Annotated in this window: 14 protein-coding genes and 1 other RNA gene; 9 read left to right on the top strand and 6 right to left on the bottom strand. The window is 41.1% G+C overall.

The window, feature by feature from the left end:
• Window positions 1-91: 91 nt before the first annotated feature.
• Complete coding sequence (locus tag RM552_RS14085) at window positions 92-1,435, bottom strand: DegQ family serine endoprotease (protein ID WP_311369561.1); 1,344 nt, start codon at window positions 1,433-1,435, stop codon at window positions 92-94.
• Window positions 1,436-1,560: 125 nt separating this feature from the next.
• Window positions 1,561-2,019 carry a ZapG family protein gene (locus RM552_RS14080; protein ID WP_311369493.1) on the bottom strand — a complete coding sequence of 153 codons (459 nt, stop codon included), beginning with the start codon at window positions 2,017-2,019 and terminating at the stop codon, window positions 1,561-1,563.
• Window positions 2,020-2,225: 206 nt separating this feature from the next.
• On the opposite strand from RM552_RS14080, the gene zapE reads away from it, so the two are divergent.
• The 3 genes from zapE (at window position 2,226) to RM552_RS14065 (ending at window position 5,764) form a co-directional block, all read left to right on the top strand.
• Window positions 2,226-3,332, top strand: coding sequence for a cell division protein ZapE (gene zapE / locus RM552_RS14075; RefSeq protein ID WP_311369492.1), 1,107 nt, complete (start codon window positions 2,226-2,228; stop codon window positions 3,330-3,332).
• Between the two features lie 281 nt (window positions 3,333-3,613).
• Complete coding sequence (locus tag RM552_RS14070) at window positions 3,614-4,330, top strand: YebC/PmpR family DNA-binding transcriptional regulator (protein ID WP_311369491.1); 717 nt, start codon at window positions 3,614-3,616, stop codon at window positions 4,328-4,330.
• A gap of 75 nt (window positions 4,331-4,405) precedes the next feature.
• Complete coding sequence (locus RM552_RS14065) at window positions 4,406-5,764, top strand: DUF6596 domain-containing protein (protein ID WP_311369490.1); 1,359 nt, start codon at window positions 4,406-4,408, stop codon at window positions 5,762-5,764.
• 39 nt (window positions 5,765-5,803) lie between these two features.
• Here the strand turns inward: RM552_RS14065 and RM552_RS14060 are convergent, their stop codons facing one another.
• The gene (locus tag RM552_RS14060; RefSeq protein WP_311369489.1) at window positions 5,804-6,151 is read right to left on the bottom strand and encodes a YciI family protein; all 348 of its coding nucleotides are present in this window, start codon (window positions 6,149-6,151) and stop codon (window positions 5,804-5,806) included.
• A 125-nt stretch (window positions 6,152-6,276) separates the two neighbouring features.
• Between RM552_RS14060 and rnpB the strand changes: the two genes are divergently transcribed.
• The 3 genes from rnpB to bktB all read left to right on the top strand — a co-directional run bounded on the left by rnpB (window position 6,277) and on the right by bktB (window position 9,521).
• Window positions 6,277-6,651: RNase P RNA component class A (gene rnpB / locus RM552_RS14055), an RNA gene on the top strand.
• Between the two features lie 241 nt (window positions 6,652-6,892).
• Window positions 6,893-8,122 carry a trypsin-like serine protease gene (locus RM552_RS14050; protein ID WP_311369488.1) on the top strand — a complete coding sequence of 410 codons (1,230 nt, stop codon included), beginning with the start codon at window positions 6,893-6,895 and terminating at the stop codon, window positions 8,120-8,122.
• Window positions 8,123-8,336: 214 nt separating this feature from the next.
• Window positions 8,337-9,521 carry a beta-ketothiolase BktB gene (gene bktB, locus RM552_RS14045; protein ID WP_311369487.1) on the top strand — a complete coding sequence of 395 codons (1,185 nt, stop codon included), beginning with the start codon at window positions 8,337-8,339 and terminating at the stop codon, window positions 9,519-9,521.
• A gap of 9 nt (window positions 9,522-9,530) precedes the next feature.
• Here bktB and RM552_RS14040 read toward each other — a convergent pair whose 3' ends face one another.
• Window positions 9,531-9,974: a DoxX family protein gene (locus RM552_RS14040; protein ID WP_311369486.1), complete on the bottom strand. Its 444-nt coding sequence runs from the start codon at window positions 9,972-9,974 to the stop codon at window positions 9,531-9,533.
• Between the two features lie 216 nt (window positions 9,975-10,190).
• On the opposite strand from RM552_RS14040, the gene RM552_RS14035 reads away from it, so the two are divergent.
• The 3 genes from RM552_RS14035 (at window position 10,191) to RM552_RS14025 (ending at window position 12,611) form a co-directional block, all read left to right on the top strand.
• Window positions 10,191-11,096 (top strand): dienelactone hydrolase family protein, encoded by a 906-nt coding sequence (locus RM552_RS14035; protein WP_311369485.1) that lies wholly within the window; start codon window positions 10,191-10,193, stop codon window positions 11,094-11,096.
• Between the two features lie 102 nt (window positions 11,097-11,198).
• Window positions 11,199-12,203 (top strand): YHYH protein, encoded by a 1,005-nt coding sequence (locus RM552_RS14030; protein WP_311369484.1) that lies wholly within the window; start codon window positions 11,199-11,201, stop codon window positions 12,201-12,203.
• A gap of 21 nt (window positions 12,204-12,224) precedes the next feature.
• On the top strand, window positions 12,225-12,611 hold the full coding sequence (locus RM552_RS14025; protein ID WP_311369483.1) for a hypothetical protein: 387 nt from the start codon (window positions 12,225-12,227) through the stop codon (window positions 12,609-12,611).
• 3 nt (window positions 12,612-12,614) lie between these two features.
• Here RM552_RS14025 and RM552_RS14020 read toward each other — a convergent pair whose 3' ends face one another.
• On the bottom strand, window positions 12,615-13,274 hold the full coding sequence (locus tag RM552_RS14020; RefSeq protein ID WP_311369482.1) for a response regulator transcription factor: 660 nt from the start codon (window positions 13,272-13,274) through the stop codon (window positions 12,615-12,617).
• A complete protein-coding gene (locus RM552_RS14015; RefSeq protein WP_311369481.1) occupies window positions 13,267-14,418 on the bottom strand; it encodes a sensor histidine kinase in 1,152 nt (383 codons plus the stop codon). Before RM552_RS14015 ends, RM552_RS14020 begins: the two co-directional genes overlap by 8 nt.
• Between the last annotated feature and the right edge of the window lie 30 nt (window positions 14,419-14,448).

Here is a 14,448-nt window from a genome sequence, read left to right as displayed (position 1 = left end):
GTAAGCAATAGCAGATGTGCTAAAAATAAAAACAGCCAAGATACTTTCGCATCTTGGCTGTTGAATTAGAGCTATTTAACGGTAGTAAACGCTATCTTATAATTACAAATAAATCGCTATTACCACGCTGGATACTAATTGCTATCACATCTTTTGAGGCTTCGACCGCTTCCGTCAACTGTGCAATATTAGCCACTCTTTTGCGGTTTACGCCAACGATAACGTCACCTTCTCTAAAGCCAACTCTTGCCGCTGGTGAATTTTCAGCTACCTCGTTAACTTCAATGGCATCATTACCTCTGCGGCTTCTACCATTGGATAAGTCTGCGCCTTCCAAAGCCGGGTGTATGTCTTTTTCTTCAATAGTGACTGAACCATCTGAATCGAGCACTACATTCACACTTTGCTTTTTACCATTACGTATAATGCTTAACTCAACTTCTGCACCAGCGCCCTTGCTGGCCACTTTTGCACGCAATTCATTAAACGAGCTGATTTCATTGTCGTCAATGGCAACAATAATATCGCCGGCATCAATCCCCGCCTTTTCTGCAGCCGAATCAGGCACTACCTCATTTACAAAAGCACCATAATTAATGTCAGAATTTACCGCTTCTGCCAATCCAGCATCAACGTCGCCCCCTATAATACCAAGCAAACCACGACGCACTTCACCAAACTCACTGATTTGGTCGACGAGGTTTTTCATCATATTGGAGGGAATAGCAAAGCCAATGCCTACATTGCCGCCATTGGGGCCAAAAATAGCGGTGTTTATACCGACTAGTTCACCGCGTAAATTAACCAATGCACCACCTGAATTACCCCTGTTGATGGAAGCATCGGTTTGAATGAAATCTTCATAGCCGCCAATATTCAGACCTGAGCGCCCCAGTGCACTAACTATGCCCGAGGTAACTGTTTGGCTCAAACCAAAAGGGTTACCAATAGCGACTACAAAATCACCTACACGGACTTTGTCAGAATTGGCTAATTTTACTTGGGTTAAATTATCAGGTTCGATTTTTAGTAACGCGATATCGCTTTGTGCGTCGGCACCAAGTTTTTCAGCCTCAAATTCACGGCCATCCGACATTTTGACTAAAATAGAATCTGCATTGTCGACCACATGATTATTAGTAACGATATAGCCTTTTTCTGCATCAATAATTACGCCCGAACCCAAGCCTCTAAATTCACGTTCGCGCGGCTGTTGATTAGGATTGCCAAAAAAGTATCGAAACATTTCGGGTACTTCTTGGCGAGATGTGGTTTGTGTGCCTTTGACCGCTATACTCACAATGGCTGGGGTGGTTTCTTCTAACATGGGCGCTAGAGATGGCATCTCATCATCTGAAAAGAAAGGTATTCCCGCAGATGCTGAAGAAGCTCCTATCATTGCAGAAAAAACAGCTGCAATAAAGACAACACCCATTCTAGAAAAGGATAGTGGTCTAGAGAAAGAACCTTGGCAAATCGCTTTTGTCATGAAATCTAATACTCCTAAATTAAAATACCTAATACAGACCTATATTTAGAGGCAATAGTTCATATCTCAAGTCAATTGCTTGATTTTTCTCCTTCTTTAGAATCATTTGTCACGGTTTGCCCGACAAATAAACCTGAACCATTATTCGCAAAATCTTTAGGTTGTGCATCGGATGACTCTTCTGGAATGTACTTATTGTCACTCTTAGTACTATTACGCAAAAAGACGCCCGCATGTTCACCATAAAATGAAGATTGTGTATCGTCGATATCGTTTACTGTTAATGCGTTTTCGTATTGCGTGACAGATGCTTTTAACAGATTCAACTCTTGCTCTAGTTTTAACACCGACTGCTGCGTCTGTGAAATATGAGAATGTGCTTGTTGAGCGAGCAGGGTTTTAAGCTCGGCTTCGTTGGATGAATTCAGCGCTTGGTTCTCTGTAGAATTTGTTTTGTGCCAGATAACAGCAGCGAACACACCCAATAATATTCCTATAATGACACCAAGCAGTAATGTTATTACGTCCATAAATCAATTCCGACAAAGTTGTTTAATAAACTATGGATATGTTACCACAGAAGATTCGATATATATGAAAATTTATCGTGTTTTGATGTTGTGAACGCCTATTCAATAACGCTATAGCCTTGTATACTTATGCCAAAGATTGAATATTTATCAAGAGATAGAAATTTGTATTGTTTGCACCTATTGCATCAAAAAGAGTTTATCCAATGACTCCTTGGGAAAAATACCAAGACGACCTGTCTTTAATCGATTTCCAGTACGACGAGGCACAAGAAAATGCTGTAAAAGAATTACAGCGTTTGTACGATGAACTCACACAGCCACAAAAAAAGCGTACATGGCGCATGAACCTTAAAGCCAAGTTCAGTCGCAAATCTGCCAATATGAATGCTAATAGTATTCAAGGTATTTATTTTTGGGGAGGGGTCGGCCGCGGCAAAACGTATTTAGTCGATACCTTTTATGATTGTTTGCCTTTTGAGAACAAAATGCGAGTGCATTTTCATCGTTTTATGCATCGTATACACAAAGAAATGCAGGCGCTAAAACAGCAAGAAGATCCTTTAAAAAGCATCGCAAAAAAAATTGCTGCTGAAACGCGTATTATTTGTTTTGATGAGTTTTTTGTATCAGATATAACCGATGCCATGATACTCGGGACGTTAATGCAATATTTGTTTGACCATGGCATTGTACTTGTAGCTACCTCAAACATTGAGCCCGACGGCTTATATAAAAATGGCTTGCAAAGAGCCAGGTTTTTACCGGCAATAGAGCTAATTAATGAGAATACGCGCGTAGTAAACGTCGATAGTGGCAACGATTACCGTCTGCGCACACTAGAACAAGCCGAAATCTATCACTATCCTCTCGATGACGACGCCCAAGCAAATCTTGATCGTTATTTTGATAAACTAGCGGCAGAAAACTTTCAAGAAAATGTTGCCGTTGAAATTGAAGGCAGAGACATCACCTGCATGAAAAAGGCCGATAGTGTCGTTATGTTTGATTTTTTGGCCTTATGTGACGGCCCCCGCAGTCAAAACGATTATATTGAGTTAAGTCGTATTTATCAGAGTGTATTGTTAGCTAATGTAAAGCAAATGGATGCTAGTAAAGATGACATTGCTAGGCGCTTTATCGCCATGGTTGATGAATTTTATGAACGCAAAGTTAAGTTAATTATTTCGGCTGAAGTTGACGCTGAAGAATTATATGTGTCGGGTCGTTTGTCGTTTGAATTTCAGCGTTGCTTGAGTCGTTTACAAGAAATGCAGTCTCGTGAATATTTAGCTTTAGCACACTTAGCTTGAAACGCTTCCAATACTCGCCATTTTCGCGCAGACATAATGCTGTTCGGATAATCGAATCGTCTTTTCTGCAGATGCAGGAATTCCCTAATTCAACAATCGTTGCTCCAGAAATAACCAGATTCCTACCTTCGTAACAAAGACGAAAAAGGCAAAGCAAAAAGAAGCTTATAGTTTATTCTTGAAGCAATATCATTAATCGGGTGCTGAAGTATTAATATTTGGGTACAATAAAAGCAACACGAAAAAACCTTAATACCAAAATAATAAATAAGAGTAAGAAAATGGGAAGAAAATTCGAAGTTCGTAAAGTTTCTATGGCTAAAACAGCCGCCGCTAAAACCAAGGTATACTCAAAGTATGGCAAAGAGCTTTATGTTGTCGCAAAAAATGGTGGCCCCGATCCTGAAGCCAATCTGTCGTTACGACGCTTAATTGAAAAAGCAAAAAAAGACCAAGTGCCGGCTCACGTAATTGAAAAAGCGATAGACAAGGCCGCCGGTGGCGCGGGTGAAGACTTTTCTCCGGCGCGCTATGAAGGATTTGGTCCAGGCAATTGCATGGTGATTGTTGATTGTTTAACTGATAACGTAAACAGAACCATTACTGACGTTAGAAATTGTTTTACTAAAACCGATAGCAAATTAGGCGCGCAAAACTCTGCTGCATTTATGTTTGACCATTTGGCGGTGTTCGGCTTCAAAGGCGATGACGATGAAATTATTCTCGAAACACTTATGGAACAAGACGTTGATGTGAGCGATGTGGAAGTCGAAGACGGTGAAGTCACTGTGTTTGTCCCCCACACTGAATTTTATAAAGCAAAAACAGCCTTGCTCGACGCTTTTCCGTCTTTAGAGTTTGATGTTGAAGAAATTTCATGGGTGCCACAAGACACTATTGAAATCAGCGAAGAAAACATGCCAATGTTCGAAAAATTTATGGACATGCTAAACGACTGTGATGATGTGCAAAACATCTACCATAACGCAAACGCTTAATCATAATGAGCAGGTAATAGCCTCAAGCTTGCCTGCTGATTTCTTTTTGTTTATCACGTCGATGCTCAGCCAGTAATGCGTCAATCTCTCGAAAGTAAAGCTGCTGGCGCAGCTACCACGCCAAGCGAAATAATTGCGCTGTGTTATAAAAATGAATATCCCAAACTTATCGCTACGCTCCTGAAGCTGCTCGGTTCACATCAATTTGCCTTAGCGCAAGACATCGTGCACGACACATTTAATAAGGCTAGCACCAAATGGGTTGACCCTGCGCATGTGCCAACATTGCCAGCAGCTTGGTTGATGACGGTGGCAAAGCGCAGAGCCATTGACCATTTGCGTCAACAGTCTAAATTTGAACATTATCCGAGTTCGCATGATATAGAGGCCTTGGATGATGCTCACAATCAAGTAGACGATACTTATGTCGACGACTCGTCTTTACTACTGTTAAATTGGATTGCGAATAGTGGTTTAAAACCTGAATTATTAATCCCCTTGTTGTTAAAAGTAGTGGTGGGATTAAATAATGAACAAGTATCAAGAGCGCTTGTTATATCTGTTGAAAATGCAAGAAAGCGAATATATCGAGCGACTCAACTTCTGCAAAAATCGGGTATTTGTTTTGAGTCTCTTTACAGCGATGTCTGTGAAAGCGGCAAAGGGCTCAAACACGACGCAGGGTCCAATATAACGTCCAATACGGTGGCAAAAGACTGCGTCCATAAAACACTATATTTACTGTTTAATGAAGGTCTAAATGGCAGTTTGCAAGCATATGAAAAACAAAGTAGTCATGATTTACTATTAGTAGAAGCCTTAAATTTGGCAAAAAGTGTGTATCAAACACCGAGTTTGAAAAGCAATGAGTCGAGTGCGTTGTGTGCAGTCATTTTGTTTGGTTTAGCACGACAAAGCTCACGTATTGATGAAAGCGGTGCCTTGATCCCCATTAATATGCAAGACAGAAGCTTATGGAAAAATCGATATTTGGCCGCAGCGGTAATGTATTTGACAGAAGCGCTAAACGAAATAGACAACGGTGCTATGCCAAGTGAGTATCTATATGAAGCATTAATCGCGAATGAACATCTAAGAGCAAGCGATTTTGTTCATACAAATTGGGCGAATATTTGTCAGCATTATCAAAACTGGTTAGTCCATACGGATTCGGGCATGGTAAAAATTAACTATGCGATTGCCATGGCTCACAACGGAAATATTGACAAGGCTTTAGGTATATTGGCTTCCTTGAGCAACGATAAGCAACTAGCTAAAACACATCATCTGCCTGCAACAATGGCTTTTATCTATGCGCTGGCAAATGATCTACATACTAGTAATGTATTTCTATTGAAAGCCAAACAAAGCGGAGCTAGTGATAGAGAACTTATCAATTTACAAAAACAAATTGAACAGTTCTCTAATAATTAACGCAGTAAGGCATGGTGTAGCTTAATACAGTTCCGTGAGCTACATTGCCAATATTTCTCGTACTTGCACTTTAACTGCGGTATCAAAAAAGATAGGACATGTTTTCGCAATTTCGGTGGCTTCTTGTATAGTGTTGGCGGCAACTATTGAGTAGCCGCTCACTAAATCCTTAAATTCCGCTGCCGCAATATCGGTGGCAGCGCCCGTTACATCTACTCTTACACCACCATTATGCAGGGGGTCGCCACCCGCTACTAGCTGACCCTTTTCGGCCAACCTGCCCATCCATTCTTCCCATTTTGCCATTTGGGCTTGTAAATCTTCTGGTGAGCTTTTTGCGTGCCAATCGGGATCGCCACCTTCGTAAATAAACATAAAATTTTTCATAGTTGTTCCTTTTATTCAATAAAACATCACATGATGCATCTATATGACGAATCTAAATGCTGAAGTGGGACAATTAATGTATATTTTTTTAGCGACATGTGCACACTTAGTTTATACTGCTCGCCTGAGTTGACCAGACAATCGCCGCTTGAACTTTATGTTTGGGGGGAGGAAAGTCCGGGCTCCATAGGGTAAGGTGCCAGATAACGTCTGGGCGGCGTGAGCCGACGACTAGTGCAGCAGAGAGAAGACCGCCTTTTATAACCTTTGGTAATAAAAAGGTAAGGGTGAAAGGGTGCGGTAAGAGCGCACCGCGTTGCTGGTAACAGTAATGGCAAGGTAAACTCCACCTGGAGCAAGACCAAATAGGTTCCCTAATGGCGCGACCCGCGTTGGGAACGGGTAGGTTGCTTGAGCTATTGAGCGATTGATAGCCTAGACGAATGATTGTCATTTCCGTAAGGAAATACAGAACCCGGCTTATGTGGTCAACTCAGACTTTTCTTTTTTTCCGCCTATATCAGTCAACAAATCAATATCTTATTTCATACCTATGTATAAATTTTGCGCTGGGGACTAGATCTTTGGTCTAGTGAGTGGTACTAATAAGGTGTTCTGTTCAGGCGCTAATCGTGTTTCGTAGTGTATAAAATCGCATACTAAACGGTCAGTTAATGATAGGGAAACAGTACGGTCGTATTCGGCGATTAAATTAAATTTGTAAGAAGGAATTATAATAAAATGAGTGCTTATATAAAAAAAAGCATAGGGGCGTTGGGTGTATGTCTAGCTTTAAGCCCACTAGCGACAGCAAGCATACTAGGGGCAGATAACGCAGCTGAAATTGATGCACAGGCTGTTCCAGTGATTGGTGCGGGCAATGGTGATTTTGGTGTATTCAATCGAGCACCTTTGGTACCAGAAGGTGATTTTACTGGTGTAGTAAGTATAGAAATTGCTACACCCGATGGCTTTGGTCTTTGTACCGGCTCAGCGATAAGCAAGCGTCACATTATCACGGCAGCACATTGCGTAGAGGATAACTCAGATACCGGTAGAAAAATCAACATTTCGGAAGATGGATTTGGGGTAAGAACAGTCTTTACAGACGGTGGTAATCTTGTATCTGATTTCGACAGTTCGGTACTTACTGTTTCAGGAATTGATATTCACCCAGATTATAGCGGTTTTGGATTATGTGATGTTGGTGAAGCCTCAGGCTTCAGTGGCGGTTGTTTAAATGACGATATTGCTATTTTAACTCTTGCGGAAGAAATTCCCGACGGAGTAGAAATATATGATTTTTATACGGGTCCACAACTTCAAGAAGGCACTATGCTAACTATGGTTGGTCACGGTACAACAGGTGACGGATTCAACGGATTCGAAGCAAACTCATCGAGTTTTTTCGACAAAAGATTCGGCTTTAACATTATGGAGCTTTTTGACTGTAACGACGGTTTTTCAGGCAATGTAAACGGCCGTAGTGGTGGTTTTAGTGATGCTGACATATGTCAAAACGCCTTTGGACAAGATACCGAAGTTTGGTATGCAGATTTTGACGGTTATGATGCGTTCTTAGATTTGATAGATGGTGCTGGCGACGGTTTTATTGACACGTTTTGTCAGTTTGGTATTTGTGACCGTGGTTTCGGTGATGTTCTAGCAACAGAAGTTGATCCTATTAATGGCTTGTTTGAAGCTGTTATTGGTGGTGGTGATTCTGGTGGTCCATCATTTGTATACGATGCTAATGCAGATCGCTTCTTGTTAGCGGGTAATAACACCTTTGGCCTTCCTGGAACTGGTCCGTTCGGCATCCCTGGTGCGTTTGGTGACATATTTGGTGGGAACTTATATGCGCCTTACATATCTTGGGTTAATGACAACTTCTTAGCAACTCCTGCACCGGCAGGCATTGCCTTAGTGTTAGGCTCAGGCCTTTGGATGGGCTTTAGGCGTCGTCGTTAATCAAACTTTAAATATACTAGTTTGTGTTCAAGCTAGTAGTTAAGAAAACGCTAGTTGATTTTATGTCTTCTAGCGTTTTTTTTTAACTTAAAACTTGACGTATATGCCACTAATGTCGGTAGATCATTTACTGTTTTATTTTATGTAAGTGATTATACTTCTACTCAGTAAAATTTATTCTTGTTCCATATATTTAAAAATCTAGGAAAATACCATGAGTCTGAATCAGGTAGTTGTGTTAAGTGCAGTGCGTTCTGCAATCGGTACATTTAATGGCGGTTTAAAAGGCATTGAGCCATCTGAGTTAGCGGGTCAAGTGCTAGCACAAGGTATTAAGGCATCGGGGATAAGCGCTGACCAATACGAATCGGTGATTGTTGGAAACACTATTCCTACTGAATCACGGTTTCCGTACGTCGCGAGAGTCGCTTCGATTCAAGCTGGAATGTCACTTAATTCTACGGCAATGGCATTAAATAGGTTGTGCAGTTCAGGCCTCCAGGCTGTTGTTAGTTCTGCACAAGGCATTATGCTGGGCGATCACAATTTAGCAATAGGCGGTGGCGTAGAAAACATGTCAAGAGGAGGCTATTTGTCAGCAGCAATGCGTTCAGGTGCACGCATGGGAGACAGCTCAATGGTCGACATGATGGTGGCGGCATTGACCGACCCTTTTGGTGTAGGGCATATGGGCATTACTGCTGAAAACCTTGCTGCAAAATGGGATATATCCCGCGAACAACAAGATGAGTTTGCCGCTCTTTCTCATGCAAGAGCGGCAGCGGCTATTGATGCCGGCTATTTTAATGAGCAAATAGTACCTGTGGAGCTAAAAAGCAGGAAAGGCAGTACATTTTTTGAAACCGACGAACATGTTAAACCGGGCACAACTGCAGAGAAGTTAGCGGGTATGAGAACAGCATTCAAAAAAGATGGCACAGTTACCGCAGGCAATGCTTCAGGTATCAATGACGGTGCGTCTTTCTTAACTTTAGCAAGTGAAAGCTACGCTAATAGTAACAATCTTGCCCCTATTGCAAGAATTGTCTCTTATGCACTTGCTGGTGTGCCAAATGATGTAATGGGTGAGGGTCCAATACCGGCATCTATAGCGGCACTTAAAAAAGCGGGCTTAAAAATTAGTGATATGGACGTCGTCGAATCTAACGAGGCGTTTGCTTCGCAAGCACTAACGGTATCCAAAGGTTTGGATTTGGATCCAAGTAAAACTAACCCCAATGGCGGGGCAATTGCTTTAGGTCACCCAATTGGTGCTTCGGGCGCAGTGATTGCTACAAAAGCAATACACGAGCTACGCCGAATTGGCGGGAAATACGCTCTAGCGACCATGTGTATAGGTGGAGGCCAAGGTATAGCGGTTATTTTTGAACGCCTTTAGATAATTAATTTAAAACAGGTTTTTCCTATTTGCTGAGCGGGCGTCAAGACTAATGGCTCCCGCTCCAAATCCGCTCAATACCATTAAGCCTGCAAAAATCCCAAGGTTCTTAACAAAATTTTGGGTTTCGCGAGCCACATCGCCACCTTCTGGTAAACTCCAAAAATTATGCATGTAAAAATTAATTATTAGGGTCAATATTGCCAAAGAAAAGGCAAATACTTTCACTTTAAATCCGCTAATCAGGGCTAGCCCAGCCACTATTTGCAATACGAGTGTTATAACTAACAACATCTGCGTAAATGGCACTTCATGTCGAGTCATATAGGCTAGCATGGTGTCAAATTGGAGTACCTTTTGGATTCCGGGCAATAAAAAATATAGCCCTAACAATACTCGTCCAATCAATATAGAAATATTTTCTAAGCCGCCATTGTTTGACTGATAAGCCATAATGCTTACCTCCTTTAAGTCTTATTTTTTTACCCTATCATCTATACGTGCAAATTGCTCGTAATAACACTATCGTTATTATTGCAAACTAGCTTGTATGCGAGCTTGCAAGTTATCACTATCTCAAATTTTAGCTAAACTACTATAATACTTATACTCACCTTCATGTTTTTGAATGTTTCGGTATTCAAAACCCTGGGAAGCAAAGGAAAACTAATGACAATAAAGCAAAAAGACACCTTAACCCCACAGCAAATTCCTCAGCAAGCATTCGATTGGTACGATGAATATGCGCACGGCGATATAAACCGCCGTACCTTTTTATCCCGCATAGGCACGCTGTCGGTAACCGGTTTGTCTTTGGGCATGATTTCTAGTTCACTTATTCCAGATTACGCGAAAGCTGAGCAAGTGAGTTTCAATGACCCAGAAATAAAAGCAAGCTACGAAAGTTTTGATTCTCCTAAGGGCCATGGAAAAGGTGAGGGCTATTTAGTCGTGCCGCGCAACCTTTCACATAAAGCGGCTACGGTTTTAGTGGTTCACGAAAACCGAGGATTAAATCCTTACATTAAAGATGTCGCTCGTCGACTTGCAAAAGCCGGCTTTATTGCATTTGCACCCGACGCTTTATTTCCTTTGGGAGGTTATCCGGGGAACGATGATGAAGGCAGGAAAATGCAAAGAAGTTTAGAACGTAATAAAATTGAACAAGACTTTATGGCAGCCGCAGCTTGGTTAAAGGGCATTGACGGCGGTAGTGGTAAATTAGGCGTGGTTGGTTTTTGTTTTGGTGGTTATATTAGTAATTTGTTAGCAGCGGCCATGTCCAAGCAAATTGATGCTGCGGTTCCCTATTATGGTACCCCTGCAAATGCAGACTTACAGCAAAAAGTAAAAGGACCAATAATGATACATTTTGCTGAACAAGATAAAAGGGTTAATGCATCGTGGAGCGCATATGAAGCGGTTTTAAAAGCTAACAATGCGTCATACATTGCACATACTTATGCGGGTGCGCAGCATGGTTTCCACAATGATTCGACAAGTCGCTACAGCCCTAAAGATGCAGAGCTTTCTTGGGAGCGAACACTAACATTTTTTAACAAGCACTTGGCGTAATTGTAAAAACAACGATTTCCATATTATATACGTAGAATCTGCACTTTATCTGCACCTATGTTTAATACTATAGGGCACTCAATCAGCTTATTGGTGTGCCCTATGTTTAGAACTTTTATATTTTCCCTTTTTATTCGACGAACTATCCTATTACTATTGACTGGCTTGTATTTAGCGGGTTGTTCTAGCGATGGTGCTAACTCAGAAATTGAAGAACAAGTTATTGATTCTTCATCCGAAGACAATACAACAATTCAACCGGAAGTAGACCCTTTTGCCTTTGCTAGTGGAGCATTGTTAGATAGTGTGGTTGAAGTGTCTTGCACGCTCAATGATGGTAGCGAAACCAGCTGTTATGAATTTGTGATAGTAGGAGCGCCATCAACCCATGAAGTAGGTAGTTTTTGCCCGGTCGATATTTTTGCAAGTGCAGACGAAGTGGGGATTTGGTTTGATGGGGACGGTGAAGTATATGATATTGACGGTCAGTTTATCCAGAATCTTCCTACGCTATACAATGACAGCAATTGGCAGTTATACGACCCTGATACTGGCTTGGTCAATGTAACCGATACACTTGAAAAGTGTGACGGTGCTGCACGCCCTAATGTAGCAGCTGAGTTGCAAAATCATTGTGTAGAATGTTCTTTAGACTATGTCGATGGAGGCATATCACAAACCTATACAATTCCCATTCAGCCAGTTCTTGCTGAGTCACCAACAAGTATTGGAAGAGATGACGTTGGGCTTAGTCTAAATGGTGTGGCAATTGCTCCCCCAGCCCCAGTTGACGCTATTTTAGGCGCATATACGATTGCTGCATTTGACGACTGTGCAGGTCATATTAATCCAGTTGCGGGTTATCATTATCATGGTTCAGCAGGTTGTAGCGAGATTGAAGCAGAAAGCGATGGGCACGCTGCAAAAATGGGATATGCGCTAGATGGTTTTGGTATTTACGGTATGTTAGACCAACAAGGTAACGAATCATCAGACTTAGACCAATGTCGTGGTCATACTGATGATGTGCGTGGTTATCACTATCATGCGGCCAGTGTTGAAGAAAATATGTTCATTGGGTGTTACAGCGGTAAGTTAGCTAATTAACGCATTTATTAGGAAGCGATCATGAAAAAATTTATATCCTCTACCAACTTATCAAGTAGAAACTCAAGCAATAGATCATGCAGTAAATCATGCAGTAAACTAAGTCTACTTGTTGCCTTATTGCTAGTGTCTGCAGCAGCAGTGTGTCATGACGGCCATCATAATAAGCTTGCATGGCAGGCGTGCGATGAAAAGAAACAACAAGCAAGTTGCAGTTATATTTTGAAAACGAATCGTTTGCATCAAGGCTTTTGTCGTGAAGTAGCAGAAGATCTAATGTGTGTTCGCACTCAACCTATTCGTACCTTGTCTGATAATGAATTAAGTGTGTTCAATCCCACAAAGGGCGTAACCAGCATTGAGCCAAGTAAACTAAAAAACGAAGCTGACACAAAAGCTAATAATTAATACTCACATAATGCCTAATTCAATCGCTTTTAGCACTGCTCGGGTGCGGTCACGCACCCCTAATTTGCTTAAAATACTCGAGACCTGATTTTTGATCGTTCCTTCTGATTTAAATAGACTCTCGGCCATTTCGCGGTTAGAACACCCAGCAGCCATTAGTCTCAAAATTTCAGTCTCTCGCTTACTCAAAGGTTCTGGCATTTCAGACGCTTCAAACTCACCCTTTTTACCTTGTAAACCTTGGATAAGGCGCTCTGTAATTGCTGGTTGTATAAGTGTTTCGCCTTTATGCACAGTTTCAATGCTGTCGACTAGTGTTTCTAAAGACACGTCTTTCAACAAATATCCTTTAGCACCCGCTTTTATCGCCTGCATAACCGATTCGTGATCGTCAAAAGTGGTTAGCATAATAACCGGGATATCTATTTGTTTTTCATTAAGCTCCATGAGTGCTTCAATACCCGTCATACTGGGCATACGAATATCCATAAGAACAAGGTCTATTGCATTTGCGCAGCTTTCATCTTGTTCAAGCAGTATCTCTAAAGCTTGTAAACCATTTTGCGCTTCACCTACTACGGCTACTTGCTCGGATAAGGCCAACAAACTACGAATACCCTGGCGCACTAGCGTTTGGTCGTCGACCAAAAGTACATTAATCATGTTGCATGACCGGAATTTGGATAAGCGTATAAAACTTACCTTGTTTTAAGATAAATTCGACGTTACCTTGAATCGCATTTACGCGCTCTATTATTCCTTTTAAACCATTTCCGAATGTAATTTCTTTTGGCATTTTACCATCATTTTCAATTTCAATATGCAGATTAGTTTGTTTCTCGCTATCAAAATGAATATCCACCTTTACATTTTTACCCTGAGCATGGCGCATTGTATTGGTAATACTTTCTTGAATACTTTTTAATATAGTGTCGGCAATTTGAATATCAGTAATTGCCATATCATCTGGATAAGCCAGTGCAACGTCTAAATCAGGAAGTTTTTCTAGCATTTGTTCAATACTGGCTTTTAAATCAAGTTGGCTCTTTTCACGTATATCACTTACAGCTTCTCGTACATCGCTTAATAACAGTTTTGCCAATTGATGACATTGCTCTACAGACTCTTTGACTTCTCCGCTAGACTTATGTGAAGCAACCTGCAAGTTAATGGTTAGTGCAGTTAAGTGATGCCCCAACAAATCATGAATATTTCGCGCAATTCTCACGCGTTCACTTTGTTTAACTGCTTCGTTTAACAACGATTGCGTAGCTTTCAGTTGGCGGTTAGATAATTCAACCTGCATACGAGCTTCACGCTCTCTAAGCGTGGTATTTACCATGACTAAAGCAAAAATATTGAAGGTCCAAAATAGCATCGCACTTAACAAAGAACCTGATTGTTGCCAGTAAAACTCGAATATTAAAAATTGAGGTAAAGCCCAAAAGGGAGAGAGCATTAATGCACGCTTGATGCTCATATAATAAGGAGTGATAGCACTAAAAATCACCATGAAGATTGCAACAAACGGAAAGGGAACCAAAAAATAAATAAGGATAACGGAGAAAAATAACAATATAGTGCAGGAAAGACGAAACAAGGGTTTAATCGATTCGCTGTGACTAGTAGCAACTAACCACAATGCCATATAAAGGGAGCAAGCGAGAAACGTAAAAAAAGCATATAGTGCACTAAAATTACTATTGCTAACAAGAAAATAAATACTGATACCGGTGACAATTGCCCAGGTTGCGATCGCAGATGAATTCTCTAGTGAAATGATCGACTTTTTATCTTTAGTGCCCATGTTTTATTTCCCTAGAGTTAATACTGTACA

Origin of the sequence: Glaciecola petra, from assembly GCF_031846345.1 — a bacterium.
Taxonomy (GTDB): Bacteria; Pseudomonadota; Gammaproteobacteria; order Enterobacterales; family Alteromonadaceae; genus Glaciecola; species Glaciecola petra.
This window is presented reverse-complemented; position numbering and strand designations above follow the sequence as displayed.

Bases quoted from the DNA above. Each gene is read 5' to 3' on its own strand.
- RM552_RS14015 (WP_311369481.1), bottom strand. From the start codon at position 14,418: ATGGGCACTAAAGATAAAAAGTCGATCATTTCACTAGAGAATTCATCT.
- RM552_RS14065 (WP_311369490.1), top strand. From the start codon at position 4,406: ATGCGTCAATCTCTCGAAAGTAAAGCTGCTGGCGCAGCTACCACGCCA.
- RM552_RS14070 (WP_311369491.1), top strand. From the start codon at position 3,614: ATGGGAAGAAAATTCGAAGTTCGTAAAGTTTCTATGGCTAAAACAGCC.
- RM552_RS14060 (WP_311369489.1), bottom strand. From the start codon at position 6,151: ATGAAAAATTTTATGTTTATTTACGAAGGTGGCGATCCCGATTGGCAC.
- bktB (WP_311369487.1), top strand. From the start codon at position 8,337: ATGAGTCTGAATCAGGTAGTTGTGTTAAGTGCAGTGCGTTCTGCAATC.
- RM552_RS14020 (WP_311369482.1), bottom strand. From the start codon at position 13,274: ATGATTAATGTACTTTTGGTCGACGACCAAACGCTAGTGCGCCAGGGT.
- RM552_RS14025 (WP_311369483.1), top strand. From the start codon at position 12,225: ATGAAAAAATTTATATCCTCTACCAACTTATCAAGTAGAAACTCAAGC.
- RM552_RS14050 (WP_311369488.1), top strand. From the start codon at position 6,893: ATGAGTGCTTATATAAAAAAAAGCATAGGGGCGTTGGGTGTATGTCTA.
- RM552_RS14040 (WP_311369486.1), bottom strand. From the start codon at position 9,974: ATGGCTTATCAGTCAAACAATGGCGGCTTAGAAAATATTTCTATATTG.
- RM552_RS14035 (WP_311369485.1), top strand. From the start codon at position 10,191: ATGACAATAAAGCAAAAAGACACCTTAACCCCACAGCAAATTCCTCAG.
- RM552_RS14085 (WP_311369561.1), bottom strand. From the start codon at position 1,435: ATGGGTGTTGTCTTTATTGCAGCTGTTTTTTCTGCAATGATAGGAGCT.
- zapE (WP_311369492.1), top strand. From the start codon at position 2,226: ATGACTCCTTGGGAAAAATACCAAGACGACCTGTCTTTAATCGATTTC.
- RM552_RS14030 (WP_311369484.1), top strand. From the start codon at position 11,199: ATGTTTAGAACTTTTATATTTTCCCTTTTTATTCGACGAACTATCCTA.
- RM552_RS14080 (WP_311369493.1), bottom strand. From the start codon at position 2,019: ATGGACGTAATAACATTACTGCTTGGTGTCATTATAGGAATATTATTG.